Annotated in this window: 15 protein-coding genes; 4 read left to right on the top strand and 11 right to left on the bottom strand. The window is 46.3% G+C overall.

Features of this window, described 5'->3' with window-relative positions; translation table 11 throughout:
• Positions 1–14 precede the first annotated feature (14 nt).
• The 7 genes from murD to ACLWNV_RS02980 all read right to left on the bottom strand — a co-directional run bounded on the left by murD (position 15) and on the right by ACLWNV_RS02980 (position 8,111).
• Positions 15–1,403, bottom strand: coding sequence for a UDP-N-acetylmuramoyl-L-alanine--D-glutamate ligase (gene murD, locus ACLWNV_RS03010; RefSeq protein ID WP_413577218.1), 1,389 nt, complete (start codon positions 1,401–1,403; stop codon positions 15–17).
• Positions 1,404–1,407: 4 nt separating this feature from the next.
• On the bottom strand, positions 1,408–2,484 hold the full coding sequence (gene mraY, locus ACLWNV_RS03005) for a phospho-N-acetylmuramoyl-pentapeptide-transferase (protein WP_413586435.1): 1,077 nt from the start codon (positions 2,482–2,484) through the stop codon (positions 1,408–1,410).
• Between the two features lie 221 nt (positions 2,485–2,705).
• Entirely contained in the window at positions 2,706–3,248 is a 543-nt protein-coding gene (locus ACLWNV_RS03000) for a hypothetical protein (protein WP_413586434.1), read from the bottom strand.
• A 351-nt stretch (positions 3,249–3,599) separates the two neighbouring features.
• A complete protein-coding gene (locus tag ACLWNV_RS02995; RefSeq protein WP_413586433.1) occupies positions 3,600–4,082 on the bottom strand; it encodes an SRPBCC family protein in 483 nt (160 codons plus the stop codon).
• Positions 4,083–4,090: 8 nt separating this feature from the next.
• Positions 4,091–5,113, bottom strand: coding sequence for a hypothetical protein (locus ACLWNV_RS02990; RefSeq protein ID WP_413586431.1), 1,023 nt, complete (start codon positions 5,111–5,113; stop codon positions 4,091–4,093).
• A gap of 80 nt (positions 5,114–5,193) precedes the next feature.
• Positions 5,194–6,615 (bottom strand): UDP-N-acetylmuramoyl-tripeptide--D-alanyl-D-alanine ligase, encoded by a 1,422-nt coding sequence (locus ACLWNV_RS02985; protein WP_413586430.1) that lies wholly within the window; start codon positions 6,613–6,615, stop codon positions 5,194–5,196.
• Positions 6,615–8,111: a UDP-N-acetylmuramoyl-L-alanyl-D-glutamate--2,6-diaminopimelate ligase gene (locus ACLWNV_RS02980; RefSeq protein WP_413586429.1), complete on the bottom strand. Its 1,497-nt coding sequence runs from the start codon at positions 8,109–8,111 to the stop codon at positions 6,615–6,617. Before ACLWNV_RS02980 ends, ACLWNV_RS02985 begins: the two co-directional genes overlap by 1 nt.
• Before the next feature lie 25 nt (positions 8,112–8,136).
• Between ACLWNV_RS02980 and ACLWNV_RS02975 the strand changes: the two genes are divergently transcribed.
• The gene (locus tag ACLWNV_RS02975; RefSeq protein WP_413586428.1) at positions 8,137–8,814 is read left to right on the top strand and encodes an alpha/beta hydrolase; all 678 of its coding nucleotides are present in this window, start codon (positions 8,137–8,139) and stop codon (positions 8,812–8,814) included.
• 68 nt (positions 8,815–8,882) lie between these two features.
• Here ACLWNV_RS02975 and ACLWNV_RS02970 read toward each other — a convergent pair whose 3' ends face one another.
• The 3 genes from ACLWNV_RS02970 to rsmH are packed head-to-tail and all read right to left on the bottom strand — an operon-like array spanning position 8,883 to position 12,222.
• Positions 8,883–10,919 (bottom strand): penicillin-binding transpeptidase domain-containing protein, encoded by a 2,037-nt coding sequence (locus tag ACLWNV_RS02970; RefSeq protein WP_413586427.1) that lies wholly within the window; start codon positions 10,917–10,919, stop codon positions 8,883–8,885.
• On the bottom strand, positions 10,920–11,255 hold the full coding sequence (locus tag ACLWNV_RS02965; RefSeq protein WP_413586426.1) for a histidine kinase: 336 nt from the start codon (positions 11,253–11,255) through the stop codon (positions 10,920–10,922).
• Positions 11,236–12,222: a 16S rRNA (cytosine(1402)-N(4))-methyltransferase RsmH gene (gene rsmH, locus ACLWNV_RS02960; protein ID WP_413586425.1), complete on the bottom strand. Its 987-nt coding sequence runs from the start codon at positions 12,220–12,222 to the stop codon at positions 11,236–11,238. Before rsmH ends, ACLWNV_RS02965 begins: the two co-directional genes overlap by 20 nt.
• 107 nt (positions 12,223–12,329) lie before the next feature.
• On the opposite strand from rsmH, the gene ACLWNV_RS02955 reads away from it, so the two are divergent.
• Genes ACLWNV_RS02955 through hpt form a run of 3 tightly spaced genes read left to right on the top strand, consistent with a single transcriptional unit; the run spans position 12,330 to position 14,732 of the window.
• Positions 12,330–13,355: a hypothetical protein gene (locus tag ACLWNV_RS02955; protein WP_413586424.1), complete on the top strand. Its 1,026-nt coding sequence runs from the start codon at positions 12,330–12,332 to the stop codon at positions 13,353–13,355.
• A 45-nt stretch (positions 13,356–13,400) separates the two neighbouring features.
• Entirely contained in the window at positions 13,401–14,192 is a 792-nt protein-coding gene (locus ACLWNV_RS02950) for a uracil phosphoribosyltransferase (protein WP_413586423.1), read from the top strand.
• A 9-nt stretch (positions 14,193–14,201) separates the two neighbouring features.
• Entirely contained in the window at positions 14,202–14,732 is a 531-nt protein-coding gene (gene hpt, locus ACLWNV_RS02945; protein WP_413586422.1) for a hypoxanthine phosphoribosyltransferase, read from the top strand.
• A gap of 115 nt (positions 14,733–14,847) precedes the next feature.
• On the opposite strand, the gene ACLWNV_RS02940 is transcribed toward hpt, so the two are convergent.
• Entirely contained in the window at positions 14,848–15,648 is an 801-nt protein-coding gene (locus tag ACLWNV_RS02940) for a porin family protein (protein ID WP_413586420.1), read from the bottom strand.
• Positions 15,649–15,804 lie beyond the last annotated feature (156 nt).

Below are 15,804 nucleotides of genomic sequence, written 5' to 3'. Positions count from 1 at the left end.
CGAAGTGTTAAGGGTCAGTGAAACTTTCTCACGATCTCTTTAAAGTATTCACCACGCTCTTCAAAACTGTCAAACATGTCAAAACTTGAGCAGCCTGGAGAAAGCAGAACAATGTCCCCGATTCTGGACTTTTGGTAAGCGATCAAAACCGCCTCCTCAAACGTACCGATGAGGAAGGTCTCAGAGAAATCACCAAGGTCGCGATTAATACGCTCTTTTGCTTCCCCGACCAAGATCAGAGTTTTTACTTTGCGTTTTACAGACGTACGAAGTGGTTCGTAGTTCAAATTCGTGTCTTTACCACCGGCGATCAAAATCACATTTTCATCGAAAGTGTCCAAAGCGCGAAGAACTGCATGAACATTTGTAGCTTTAGAGTCGTTATAGAACAATACTCCGCCCACTTTACGCACGTACTCGATACGGTGAGGAAGACCTGTGAAAGTCTCGATCACTTTTTGAACCGCTTCACGAGTTGCACCGTGTTCACGGGATGCCAGGATCGCTGCCATCACGTTTTCAACAGAGTGCTTACCGCGCATTTTCATGTTCTTGATATTGAAAGTTTCAATCTCAGGACCTGTGCGCACGCGAATCTCGTCTCCGATATTCACGGCTCCACCGATATTCATGATTTGAGGTTCCAAAGCCGGTTTGCGCGAGAAGTAGAAAATACGACCGCGTTGAACCGCTGGATCACGCGCCAATTCAACAACTGCGTTATCGTCAGCATTCAGAATGCTTGTGGTTGCCTGGTTCGTGTTTTTGAAGATACGGCGTTTTGCGTTTACGTACTCTTCCATTGAACGGTAACGATCCAGGTGATTTTCAGCCAGGTTCGTGAATACCACGTTGCCTGGGTTGAAAGTGTCGCAATGTTCAAGCATGAAGCTGGAAACTTCCGCGATTACAACTTGAGCTTTGTCATCAAGGCGAAGGTAATCCACCAATGGTTTCTCATTCGCGCCGCCAACCCAGGTTTTGATTCCTGATTGAGTCAGGATCGCCTCAGTGATGCGGGCAACCGTTGTTTTACCGTTCGTACCAGTCAAACCAATGATCGGCTCTTTAATGAAGCCTGCAGAGAATTCGAACTCGCCCGTGATTTTGATTCCTTGAGATCTTGCGTAATCGAAGATTTTCAAAGTCGAAGGAACACCCGGAGACAGGATAACCAAATCCTGAGCGATGAAAGTTTTTGGACTGTGACCACCCAATTCAAATTTGATTGGAAGATCGCCCAATTGCTCAAGTTGAACAGAAAGCTCTGGTTTGGATTTGTGATCCGTTACAGTAACCTGAGCGCCGTGTTTGGTAAGGAAGTGCGCCAACGACACACCCGTTTTACCAAGACCGACCACCAGGATTCTTTTGTCTTTTAAATCACTATATTCTTTATACATTCTTCTACCTCAATTTGAGAGTCGCTAGACTTAAAACAGCCAATAAAATCGAAATAATCCAGAAACGAACGATGATCTTCGTTTCAGTTAAACCGCCCAATTCAAAGTGGTGATGAATCGGCGCCATCTTAAACACACGTTTGCCAGTGAGTTTGAAGGAAATAACCTGAGTAATTACAGACAATGCTTCCACCACGAAGACACCGCCCAGGATCACCATCAAAAGTTCATTTTGTGTGATCACGGCCATGGAACCCAGGAAACCACCCAAGGACAAAGAACCCACGTCACCCATGAAGACCTGCGCGGGATACGCGTTAAACCACAAGAAGCCCATTCCCGCAGCAACAATCGTTGCCGCCACCGGAGTTAACTCACCTGCTCCCACCACATGCGGGATATTCAGATAATTTGCGATCGAGTAGTGACCTGTTACGTAAGCAAAAAGCCCCAAAGTCGCTGCAGAAATCATCACCGGCACAATCGCCAAACCATCCAGGCCGTCCGTCAAATTCACCGCATTTGCAGTTCCCACCACAACCAGCGCAGCAAAAACGATATAGGCATAACCCAAATCAAAGCCGAAGGATTTTACAAAAGGAATATAAACCGTCGTACCCAAATCATGAAAATGAACCAGGTAAGCCACAACTGCTCCGCTGATCAGGAACTCGCCAGCCAAACGGATTTTCCCAGAAAGACCTTTGTGATTCTTTTTGCTTACTTTCAACCAGTCATCCATGTAACCGATCATTCCAAAGCCCCAAGTGATGATAAGCACCGCCCACACCAGCGGGTTTTGCATATCAACCCACAGCAAACACGGGATCAAAGTGGAGAGAAGGATCAAACCCCCACCCATCGTAGGTGTGCCGGCTTTTTTCTTATGAGATTGAGGACCGTCATCGCGAATCGCCTGACCGAAATGCTTTAACTGCAGGCGCTTGATAAAATAAGGCCCCCACATCCAGCACAGAAGGAACGAAGTAAAAAAGGCGATGAACGTACGAACTGTGATGTAACGGAAGACATTCAATGGAGAGAAGTATTCTGACATTGAATAGAGCCACTGATAAAGCATGATGTGCGATTCCCCTATATCCTTGGAAATTGATTTTTGCTTGGAACTTTAAGGGTTTAGCACAATACTTCGTTTGATTGCAATGGTAAACTTATAACTTATTGATATCATTGCATAAAATTAAATCTGCCGAAGGTTTTCAGCAGATTGCAGGCGGGCAAAAAAAAGGTACGGACTTACCTGGTAAGTAAGTCCGTACCTTTGGACCTTGGGAGTTTTAATTAGTGCTGTTTTACTACTACAGAGTTGCTGCCGCCGGATTGAATGATGTTAGCCGTGCTGCCGTTACCTTGTTGAGATACTGATGCTGTATTGGAAGAACCAGTTTGTTGTACGTTTGCGGTGTTGTTATCTCCAACTTGAACTACGCAGGCAGTATTGCTATCGCCTTTTTGGTAAATCGTTGCGGAGTTGGCATTACCCGTTTGGCTAACGCCCGCGACGTTATTCGCACCCTCTTGAGTTAGCATATAAATAGCTTCTGCTTGCGCAACCGCATCACAGGCTGGAACGATAACTTCACCATCATCAGTCACCAAGTTGCCGTCATCATCAATGACTTCACCTGGCATCACCGGGATGTCTTCGATTACTTCTGGAATTGATTCATCTGTAATTGTCCCTGGCTCTTCGCCGTCCACGACAGGGATGATAGCCTGTGCGCTTCTAAATGCACCAAACTCAACTTCTGCCCCTAGCTGCGAACACGCTGTCATAAATGGTAGAGCTGCTGCTAAGAACACTATAGTCGCTGTGGTTTTCATTATTCCTCCAAATTGCTTTCACAAGGGATTAAAGCAAAAGCCATGCACAGGGATAGTTCGAGTTGAAAACAAATCTGCTGCCAGTTGAAGTGTTTAAGAACTGACGTTGCAAAATGTTTGATCGATGTTCATGAAGGTTCCATAACATCATTCCTGACGGGAATATGGGATACACCGAATGGGTTGTTTCAAGGCGACACACGGATCATGAGTATTACTGTGAACCGCGATTGATTCGCATTAGATTCACGATTGTCTGCAGCCGTGTTGGCGCATAATTGGACAGTTCTCGTTGAGAGTTTTAAATGAAACGGCAAGTGCCTGGACAACTGCGAGGTTCGCAGTCGCTAATTAGCCTTCATCATCCAGGTAGGCTTTTAATTCCTGCATGTGGTACTTCCAACCAAGTTGAAAGTCTTTTTGAAGTTTCGCAGCCAATTTTTCCGGAAACACATCCCAGCCCTTATGAGTGACGGTCATGGTGCGGGTTTTACCTTTATCTTCGATCGTGTAAGTGCATTCTGTAGAGGCTTTCGCATCCCAGTTCTTTTCACGCCAGGTAAAGGTGATGGATTTATTTGGTATCAGAGAAAGGACTTTGCCGGAAGCGAGTTGCTCGTTGCCCTCGTCATCTTCCCAGGCTTCGCGGAATTTTCCGCCGACATTTGGTTCAAGGGCGACATCGTCGCCCCACCAATTTTCCAGATCGTCAGTGTCAGTCAGCGCACGCCAGATTTCCGCTGCCGTCGCTTTCACTGTGATAGTGATGCTGATTTCCTGAGAGTTTGATTCCTCCCCGCTTTTACGAGGAGGAATGAATTTCGATCCGGTCATAACTCAGATTAGAACAAGTTGATGTTCGTGGAAAGAGCTACGTTCGTTCTGTCGTCACGCATGTCTTTTGGCGTGAACTGGATATTTGGGTACAAGTAGATGTCACGAGTAACAGAGATACCTACACCAACTGATTGGTATGGTTCCAACTGAACGTAACGATCGTTGATTTCGTATTTAGCAAATTGGAAATAACCAAACACAGTTCTGAAAGAGTATGTGTCGTTGAACGTGTACTGCATGAATGGGAACAAACCCGCGCTGATGTCAGAGCGCATGAATCTGCCAGCATTCTGAGCCGCAACATAACCAGCATCAGTCAATGCACCAGAGTACATGTACTTAGCAAGACTCACGCTTACGCCACCATTCCATTTAGATGAACCGAAATTAGCCAAAAACACCTGAGACAAAGAAACGTTACCAAGGTATTTTTGCAAATTGCTCGTGTCTTCGTCAGTGTAGTAAGTCGCAGTTACGCTAGTACTCATTTGAGTATTGAACGCTTTGTAACCACGGCTCCAGCTAACGAATGGAGTAGACATTTCGTAACGAGGTAGAACTGCATCGGCGCTTCTGCCTCTACGAGTATCTGCAGCTGGTTTCGCGATATCGCCATGGAATGGATCGTTGATCGTCAAACCAGAACCGAAGCTGATGCTATCTTTTGGAGTAACACGAACGTTCACACCCACGTTACCAGACAAGTAAGTCAAAGACTCAGCTGTAGCAGATGCACGGTAGTTTGGACGGATTGAACCGAATGGATCGTTAACAGAGCCACCGGAATAAGAAAGATCTGATTTGAAAGACCATTTGGATTTAGAACCCAAAGTTGCACGCATACGAGCATCCGTGATCTCGTCATCTACGTCCTTCATTTTTTCAGTCGGCTTTTTAAGATCTTCGATTTTAGAAGTCGAAGTGTTTGTTGTAGAAGCCGCACCAATCTTTGCAGAACTTGATTGAGCTCCCGCTTGCATCGCAGAGAAAGTAAGAGCTGCGATAAGTAGAGAAAGATTTTGTTTCATTAGTCCTCCTAATAATGAGGACTGTTATATGGCATCCGACTGGATTACTCCAGCCGGAAATACGAAAAATGATATTATTCCTACGCTTTTTCTGTGAAATCCAAAGGTTCACAAGGGAAGACAAAACGCTCGAGCTTCGTCCCGCGGGAGGCTTTCACCACCGCAATATCCCCATTGCGCAGGAAAGTGGCTAAATCCTTACCAGCATTTTCTGTAAAATCTTTCTGGATCAGACTTTCCTTAGTGAATTGGGCCTTTTGCAGCCCCTTATTGAAGGCGTCAGAATCCTCGCCAACAAAGTAAACTTTTTCAAAACCGGCCTTACCCACGCGCTCGCCCAGTTCTTCATGCAATTGTGCGGAGGCTGAACCCATCTCGCGCATCTGCCCAAAGACCCCTACTTTACGTCCACTCACGGTTAACAATTGCACGTTCTCCAGTAAAGCTTTCATGCTGTCAGGGTTGGCGTTATAGGCATCAAAGATCATCTGTGCGCCAGATCTTAGGTGAACCAATTGGTTTCTGCCCCAGTTTGTACGACAAGCGGGCAAGCCATCCCAAATCTGTTTTGGCGTCATGCCCACAGAAAGTCCCAATGCCGCGGCCGCCATTAAGTTCGTCAGATTCTGAGAGCCAAACACTTGCACGGTTGCCGTGCCATTAACACCTTTGATGCTGCCTTTTAAAACCAACTCTTTCATGTTCATAGAGTCGATTATCAGATGCACATCAGCGCGTGGATCTTCGCTGGAAAAAGTTAAAACTTTATCCTGAGGGAATTTGTCGTGACCACGTACATACATATTATGAGTCTGTTCGTTATCCAGGTTGTAGATGCGAACCGTGTTTTTGCCTGCGGCATTGTAGATCTCTTCCTTGGCTTCAGCGACTTTTTCAATCGTCCCAAAGAATTCCATGTGCGCACGTCCCACCATCGTGCACACCACGACATCGGGCTCGGCAATGTTTACTAATTCAGTAATCTCACCCGCGTGATTCATCCCCATCTCAATGACAGCGACTTCCTTTTTCGGATCCAGTTGCAACAAAGTGAAAGGTACTCCCCAGTGATTGTTAAAGCTGCCCTTGTTGTAGTGCACATCTTTAACTGTGCCGATCAGGGCTGCGGTGAATTCCTTCGTTGTTGTTTTGCCGTTCGATCCTGTAATCGCAACGATTTTACCTTGCGCCTGATGACGGGCCCAATTTCCCAGCTGCTGCAAAGCTTTCAAAGTGTCTGCAACTTTTAGAATCGTAATTTTATTTTTTAGTTGTTGAACCTGTTGGTTGTCTTCGTGAACCAACAAAACAGTGGCACCTTGTGCGGCAGCCTTATCCAAGAACTGATGGGCATCAAAGGCCTCGCCCTTTAAAGCGATAAACATCTGATCCTTAAGATTCGCGCGAGTATCCGTACCGATGCCGGAAAATCTATCTGCATGACTGCTGATAACTTGCGCTCCGGTGACTTTAACAACTGTTTGCACATCCATGGCTCTCATTACGATCTCCCCTGCAGCGCTTGCTCCGCGACCTGCACATCACTAAATGGATACTTCGTGGTTCCAATAATTTGATAATCTTCGTGTCCTTTGCCTGCGATCAGAATCACATCGCCCTCCTGGGCTTTGTTGATTGCAGCGTGAATGGCATCTTTACGATCTACCATGACGGTCACTTTGTTTTTATCCTGGGCGGTCACGCCCTTTAAAATATCATCGATAATTGTCTGAGGCTCCTCAGTACGTGGATTGTCTGAAGTCACCACCACTGCATCGGAAAACTTAAGGGCCATCTCGGCCATCAAAGGACGTTTGCCTTTGTCACGATCCCCACCGCAACCAAAAATCGTCCAGATCTTTGCGTTGGATTTTAAACTTTCGCGCACATTGGTCAGCGCCGTTAATACGTTTTCCAACGCATCGGGCGAGTGAGCATAATCCACAAAAATAGAAAGATTTTTATTGTTCGGCACCGATTGCAAACGCCCTGGCACTCCTGTGAAACGGGACAAAGCTTCCGCACATTTTTCCAGAGGAATTCCCGCTGAAAGACCGGCACCAATTGCAGCCACCGCATTCATGACATTATGAGTACCTGACATTGGTAATTGAACTTCGACCGTACCCAATGGGGTTTTCAAATCAAAGATCGTCAAAGTGAAATCCATGCTTTTGATTTTGAAATTTAAATCTGCGGCCTTATCAGCACCATAAGTCCATAGGACTGCCGGATCAGCCACATGCAATCGACGACCGTATTTATCGTCGATATTTACAATCGCAAAGCAAGGATGCTTGTCTGTCAGCCATAACAAGTCTGTGAACAGACGCTGCTTGGCCTCCAGATACTTTTCCATTGTTTCGTGATAATCCAAATGATCCCGGGTTAAGTTTGTGAAAATCACGGTATTGAACGGCACGCTGTCCACGCGGTGCTGATCCAAAGCGTGGGAGGAAACTTCCATGGCTACGGCTTGCGCACCGTCATCTCTAAATTCACGCAGTCTTTTTTGCAGATAGATGGGGTCTGGTGTCGTCATTTCAGACGGCCAGACTTTTTCCTGCAGATGGTGGTTCACGGTCCCGATCACACCGGTCGGCATATTTGCATGATTTAAAATTGATTCAACCATGTACGTGACCGAAGTTTTTCCATTTGTACCAGTCACGCCAACGCAAAACATTTCTTGCGCGGGATCACCATGATAGTGAGAAGCTAATAAATCCAAAGCCTCCCGTGTGTTTTCCACACGCAGGACAAATCCTTTGAAGTTATTCGGAACCTGATTTGGGTCTTCAACCACTAAAACCGAAGCTCCCTTGCTGATCGCATCTGGAATAAATGTATGACCGTCAACTTTGACACCACGAATGGCGACAAAAAGTCCGTCAGGAATAACCTTACGAGCATCATTAAAAATCCCAGAGACTTCGATTTCTGGCAAAACATGCTCGGGAATTCCTGGGATTGTTGAAAAAAGATGCTGTAGTTTCATGGGATCAGTATAGTATGTGAAAGCTATGAGACAACTCGGAAAAATACATTGCCAAGAAATTAATCAAGACGATAACGCACCTTGGATCATCTTCTTCCATGGATATGGCGCAGACGCCAATGATCTTTTCTCATTGGGACAGATGATTCCAACCACCAAAACCTATAATTGGCTTTTTCCGAATGGAATTCTGGAAGTACCCATTGGCCCTGCTTGGACCGGCCGTGCTTGGTGGCCCATTGACATGATGGCTATTCAACGCGCCATGGAGACAGGGGTTCCCCGAGATTTCAGCGGTGAAATCCCAAAAGGAATGGATAAGGCTCGCGACATGGCAATGGAAATGATCCGCCAACTGCGCATCCCATGGGATCAAATTATTTTGGGCGGATTTTCACAGGGTGCAATGCTGGCGACAGATTTATATCTGCGTGCTCCGCAAACTCCTCGTGGCTTAGTATTGATGTCAGGAACATTGGTTTGTCAGGATGAGTGGAAACCATTGATCGCAAATCGCGCAGGTCAAAAATTCTTTCAAAGCCATGGCGAAATGGATCAGGTCTTGAACCATAAGCAGGCGCAAAAACTTGAAACGCTTCTTACTCAAGGCGGAATGAAAGGCTCGCTGCTGAACTTCCGCGGTGGGCATGAAATCCCACCGGTCGTTCTTCAAAAAATCAGTCAGTACATCAATTCATTGTAAGAAATAAAAAAGGCACCTCGCGGGTGCCTTTTTTATTAAGCGCTGCATCCGTAAACAGGACCTGGCACCTATTTTAGGATGACGGTGATATTGCCGTCTTCTGGAAGAGCGGAACCTGCGGCGGGGATCATGTCAGAGACCATGCTGCCGTTGCCCTGGAACTTGACCTTGATGTTTTGGCCGCTGATTTCACGCAGAACTTCACGTGTTGTCAGCTTCATCAAGTTTGGAACAATTTCTCCGGGTTTCACTTCGGCAGCTTTATCCAGTTGGGCTGCAGTTATGATTTGTGGCTCCGCTGGTTTCGCAGATTCCTTGGAATCTGTTGCAATCTCGCGTGCGATCTTTTCCAATGCCGCTTTTTGATTGATCGCTGTTTTGATCGACTTCATGTTTTTAACGTTGGTTTCTGCAAGCGTGCCATGCAGTGGAGCGATGCCTTCCTTGCGAACCGCATAAGAAGCAATTCTGGAAAATACTGGCGCCGCCACTTTCGCTCCGTAATAGGATTTACGAGGAGAATCCACCGCGATATAGATCACAAACTTTGGATCGTTCGCTGGGATGAAGCCTGCAAAACTGGATACATAAGCGCCTTTAAGATAACCACGTCCATTTGGATCCACTTTTTGCGCAGTTCCTGTTTTACCAGCGACCATGAATCCATCGACGCGGGCATTGGCACCGGAACCGATTTTCAATGTCGTCACACCCAATAGCATTGCACGCATTTGTGCTGCTTGCTCTGGCGTTAACACGCGGCGGATGGGTTTTACTTTAGTTTCTGTAAGCTCCCCTGTTTCTGAATCACGAACTGCTTGAACGATATAAGGAGTGTTTAGGACTCCCCCGTTTGCAATCGCCGCGTACGCATTTGCCAATTGAATTGGCGTCGACGAAATACCATGACCGAAAGAGATGTTACTAAGCGCCAACGGTTTCCAAGGAAGTGCCTGAACAATTCCGCGGGACTCGCCTGGAAGATCCACACCCAGGCGCTGACCGAAGCCGAAATCCAACAAGCCCTGACGAAGTTTATCTGCACCTAATTTAAAACCGATTTTTGTCGTACCGATATTCGAAGACACCGCCAGAATTTCCGCTGCCGTGATGTCGCCGAATTTTTCATGCGCTTCAGCTTCTTTGATAACTTTATTGCCTACGCGGTACGCCCCGTTTTCACAGAAGAACTTGGTATTTGGTTGCAACACACCTTCGCGAAGTGCTGCCGCAATAACCAATGTTTTCATCGTCGAGCCCGGCTCAAAAGCGTCGGTCACAGACTTGTTACGACGATTTTCAGCGGACGATTTCAAGGCCTTGTTTAAATCAAATGTCGGAGCCGACGCCAATGCCAAAACCGCCGAGGTCTTTGCATCCAAGACCACGCCCACGGCGTGATCTGCATCGAAAGTTTGAACTGCGTTTGCAAGTTCCGTTTCCAATGTGTACTGCAAATCAGAATCAACAGTCAGGCGAAGTTCGTTACCTTCAGGATTTTCAATAAACATCAAGCCATCGTTAATAAGCGGGCGACCGCGGGCGTCCCTTTTAACCATGACTTTCTTTTGATTGCCACGAAGGTGCTGATCGTAACCCAGCTCTAAACCTTCAAGGCCCTGACCCTCACTGCCCATGAAACCCAAGGTTTGAGCCAGCAAAGTTTCGTTTGGATAAACACGGCGCCATTCCTCAACAAAAGAAAGACCACGAATATCCCAGGATTTGATTTCATCCGCTTTGTTTTGCTCCAGCATGCGCTGAATCCAAATGAAACGCTTGTTGCCATCTTTGATCTTTGAATAAACTGACTCGTAAGATTGACCCAAAGTTTTTGCCAGCTTCTTGGCAACGGCCTTGCGATTCTCAAGAATTTTAGGATCCGCATACAACGAGTAAGCGGTCGCCGACATCGCAAGATCACGGCCATTGCGATCCACGATCGCACCACGACGGGCTGGCAGCGTCACCTTTGTTTGGAACTGGCGGTTTTGCAACGAATTCAAACGGTCATTGGGAAGAAACTGCAAGTAGCCCGCACGCATTGCCAGTGCAGACCATAAAACCAGGATGCCTACAAAAATAAAAACGATACGTGATTTCAACTACAGATCCTTTTTCGCAATTTTCTTATCAACAGCTTTCGCTACCGGAATATCTTCAACATCCGTCAGGTGAATGATCTGATTCGCCTGAATTTTCTTAAGCGTGAATTTTTGCTGGGCCATATGATCCAGCAACTGAGGACGAGTGATCTTTGCCAAAGCGATTTCTTTGGTGCGCTTTTCTTCCTGAACTTTTTTGTGCTGACGGGTTAGTTTTAAAACCACATAACCCATGCGACGTTCTTCCATTTGCAGAAAGACGATTGAAAACAAAGTAAAGATAACCAATAGGATGCTGAAAAAAGGTTTTAACTGCCTAAAGTTTTCCTTGCTCATCCTGAGCACTCCTCTCGAAAACCCTCAACTTCGCAGAGCGCGAGCGAGTGTTCAAATCCAACTCTTCCTGAGATGGAACTACAACTTTTTTATAAACAGATCTTCCCAGTTCTTCTGAATCACGGAAGATGTTTTTAACAATTCTATCTTCAAGCGAATGAAACGTGATCACCGCCAAACGACCTCCAGGCTTCAATGCCTGAATCATCGCAGGAATGGTTTCAGCGACAACTTCCAGCTCTGAATTCACTGCCAAACGCAGGGCCATAAAGTACTTTGTCGCCGGATGATGGCCTTTCACCTGCCATCCATCCACACGTTCGATCAAGCCCGCAAGCTGACTGGTAGATTGAAATGCTTTTGTTTTGCGATCATTCACGATCGCACGGACAACGCGAGACGGGCGATAGACTTCGCCGTACTCTTTAAAGATTCGAATGAGATCTTCCTCTGTTGCCGTATTCACAAGCACCTCAGCCGTCAAACCTTGCTGCTGATTCATTCGCATATCTAGTGGACCATCGTGGTAAAAACTAAAGCCTCGTTCGGCCTGGTCTAACTGCGGTGAGCTCACACCTAGATCTAAGAGCATCATATCAAAGTTTTTCAGATTGTGATCCGAAAACTGCGAGAAATTTCCATGGATTATGCGAAGTCCGCCGTTCTCGACTTCAGTCTTGAAACGCTCGTTACCATATTTCACTGCAGCCAGATCTTGGTCCATGACCGTGGCTTTCATCGAGGGAACAGTATATTTCACCGCCATGTAGTGACCACCGCGGCCGAAGGTTCCGTCAAAGTATGTGGCGTCCGATTTCTCTCTGTACGGATAGAAAGCTGCAAGCACTTCCTGCAGCATGACGGGATAATGTTCAGGGGAAAATTCGAAGGGAAGCTCGACCTTGGGCGGGATAAATTCCTCTGTGCGTTCGATTTTTTCACCAGTGCCGGGCTTATATTTTTTCATCGTTTCTTCCTAGAATTTCAAGGTATGAACAATTCGGTGGACCGTCAAGGAGCTTTGAATTAGCCTATTTATAAGGCTTTTTCGAATATTAACAGGATTAATTTGCGATGATGGTAACGTGTCCACGTTGTGGCTTTCAACAACCTAAAGATAAATATTGCGCTCAATGTGGCGTCGATATGGAAAGCTTTAAACCTCAAGCACAGCCTTGGCACAAAACATTCTTTAAAAATCCTGTTCTTCATGTCGCCGTATTCGTCGCAATCATCGGTGCCGGTGGTTTTTACATCTATAAAAACAAACAGGCGAATCAATCCGATGTTGCCAGCACTTCAAGACCTTCTGTTCGCGTGAATTCCTCCAACAACTTACCGCCTCCTCCGCCTCCAGCTCCGGAAACAAATCTTGAGGTTGCGGGAAGTATGAACGAAGTCCCGGCGGCCGCCTTTGCAGCAGCAAATTCAGGCGATGCTGATGTCAGTAAAGAATTAGCAGCAGCCAGAGGCCTCTCGGCTGAAGCCACAGCGACTCCTGACGAATCAAAAAAAGCTACGACGACTAAAAATGTCTCCGGTCCTCACTTGACGGTCTATTATGCTGAAGTCAATCGCCAGGCGCTAAGTCGTTTGGTTGAAGCCAGCCGCAGCTCTGGACAGTTTATCGCGTTTAACGATTACTCTGCCGGAATTGTGCCGGGTCTGGAAAAACGCATGCAGATTGCTGGAATCAAGATTCTGCATAAAGAGGAACGCCCGGTTGAAAGCGGCAAAACGCTGCAGTGGACTTACGGAATCAAAAACCGCTCGACTCCGGGAGTTGAAATTGGTTTAACAACCTTTTTTGAGCTTTCTGATATCGATGGCAACAACCTGCGCGGTAATTTGGAGATCCAAAGAACCTGGCGCGAACCAAGTGCCAGCGGTGGTTTTGAAATCCAAAGAAAGTCCTTCCCCGCTATATTCGAGATCGGCGGCGAAACAGGCTTTTTAATGGCCGGTGTTATGCCCGCACAGTCAAATCTTGAAAATGATGACGAACTGACAGCCCTTGATGTATACAAAATCCTGCGCTCTTCTCAATTCAGAGCAGGCGAAAGCGAATTCGTGATCTTCGTAGAATACGACAGCAAATAGTCCGACCCGAAGACCTTCCACCCGATTTCGCGTGAAAGGTCCCTCATGGCTCAATTTCAACAAGAACTAGCACACGAATATGGTCCCCGCGTTCATTTGATCGACAGTCCTTTCTTGAATGGATTACTGGCAAAGGCGTGCTCGCCAGATTGCTTTCAACCTGAAATCAACCGCATCGTGGAAGTTCTTTATACTCACTTGATTTCAATCACTGTGAACAATGAGTTTGAGCGCGAAAACTTCACTCAGCCCACTCGTATGACCGAAATCCATCCTGACCAGCTTTTGCACAGCAATCGCATCGCCCAACACCAGAAGGCAGTCAGCGTAAATCTGGCCCGCGCGGGCACTTATCCAAGCCATATTTGCTATAACTTCCTGCACTTTGCCCTGCCTGCTAAGAACGTTCGCCAGGATCATATCTTCTCGGCGCGTATGACAGACAGCAAACATCACGTCACAGGAGCTGAGTTTGGCGGAATGAAAATCGGTGGCGACGTCAAAGACGCCTGCGTGATTTTGCCAGATCCAATGGGAGCCACAGGTAACACCATGGTTCATGCCATTAACCACTATAAACAGCACATCGAAGGCCCAGCCAAAAAATTTATCGCGTTAAACCTGATCGTGACGCCCGAGTATTTAAAGAATTTGTTAGGATCTCATCCTGAGGTCGTAATCTATGCCTTAAGACTTGACCGTGGGCTGTCCTCTCAGGCAGTTTTAAATGCGAAACCGGGCCAATTCTGGGATCAGGAACGCGGCTTGAACGATCAGCAATACATCGTTCCAGGCGGTGGCGGTTTCGGCGAGATCATGAATAATTCATTTGTTTAGGAGTTCCCCATGACGAATTTAACTTTGAAACCTTATATCTCTGAAGAAAAAATCCAACTCAAAGTTAAAGAGCTGGGCGAAACTTTGACGAAACAATTCAAAAACGAAAAGGTCATTGCGATCTGCGTTTTGAAGGGTTCTTTCATGTTCTACTCTGACTTGATCAGATCCATCAACGCTGACATCACTTGTGAGTTCTTTGGTGTGGCTTCTTACCACGGTGGCACTTCTTCTTCTGGCGAAGTAAAAGTGACTTTGGATTTGGCTTCTCCGATTGAAAATCAGCACGTGATCCTGGTTGAAGACATCGTGGATACGGGTCTTACAATGAACTACCTGAAAAATTCAATTATGTCGCGCAAACCAAAATCTTTGACGACAATCGCTTTGCTTGAAAAGCCTGAAGCTTTGAAAGTGAAATGTGAAGTTGACCACGTTGGTTTCAAAATCCCGAACGACTTCGTTGTTGGTTACGGTTTGGATTACCAAGGTTACTACCGCAACCTTCCTTACATCGCGCAAGTTCAAAACTTCCAGTAACACGATCAGGTACGGACTTACCTGAAAACAAAAACCCACAGTTTAACAGCTGTGGGTTTTTTTATGTCCTTTAAAATTGCTAAGTAAGGCCGTACCTCTTCAGGTAAGTCCGTACCTAGAGCTTAATTGATAGACCTGCGCTTAGGATTAGGCCCATGTTAAATACGTCTCTGCCTGGCAAAAAACTGTCGTTATTGATTTTACTTACGCTCTCTTGGAAATCGGCCTGAACTACAAGGCCCATTTGACGAGCGAATTTCCAGTCATATCCGACTCCCAATGCCCATCTGATATCCGTCGAATTGAAGTAATCTTTGACATCTTCACTAGCAGATTGAGATTGTGACATACCCATGTAATTGATTGTCGCCTTAGTTTCAGTTTTCCCTTCAGTTAGAAAACCAACAACCGCACCTGCGCGTGCAAAAAGATGAGATCTGGAAGAGTGAGGCCAAGAGAAGCGCGCCATCACCGGAACATCAATGTAAGTCATCGTGATATCAGAAGTCGCAGTTACAACATCGTTAGCATTAATATTCAACTGAGCACCACGTTGTGAATACAACAGACCTGTGTCGAACTGCCAACTGCCTCGACCAATTAGGACTCCGGCTCCGCCCTGCATGCGAGAAACTGAATCCACGCTGGAACCATTCTGACCTTCAATCCCTGTGAATGTTGAGCTGACATAACCAATAGTAGGTTCCAATGTGACCATTGGATTTGGAATTGTTTTAACAGCCAGAACTTCCTGGCGTTGAGACATCGTTTGCACGCCGCTCATTTCATTTGCCGCCTGCATTTCAGACGGTGAATGCTGAGGTCTGAATTTAGCACGAGCCTTCGAGGACTGAGCCTGCGCAGACATTGTGAAACCCAAAATTAAAGCCGCAATGATATAAGTCGCCTTGTTCATAAAATCTCCTGTAATACCTGGAGTAAATGCAAACAAAGGACCAAAGGATTCTTCGTATAAACTGCTTATTTTTGATTTCACAAATATCAAAGACTCAGAGTGAGACATGCGCCGTCTCACTCTGATATCGCTGCCGGAAAATGCCTTCGACTGTCA

The sequence above is a fragment of the Bdellovibrio sp. HCB274 genome (genome assembly GCF_047306075.1).
GTDB lineage: Bacteria > Bdellovibrionota > Bdellovibrionia > Bdellovibrionales > Bdellovibrionaceae > Bdellovibrio.
Note: the sequence above shows the minus strand (reverse complement) of the source record. Positions and strands in the feature narration are given on the sequence as shown.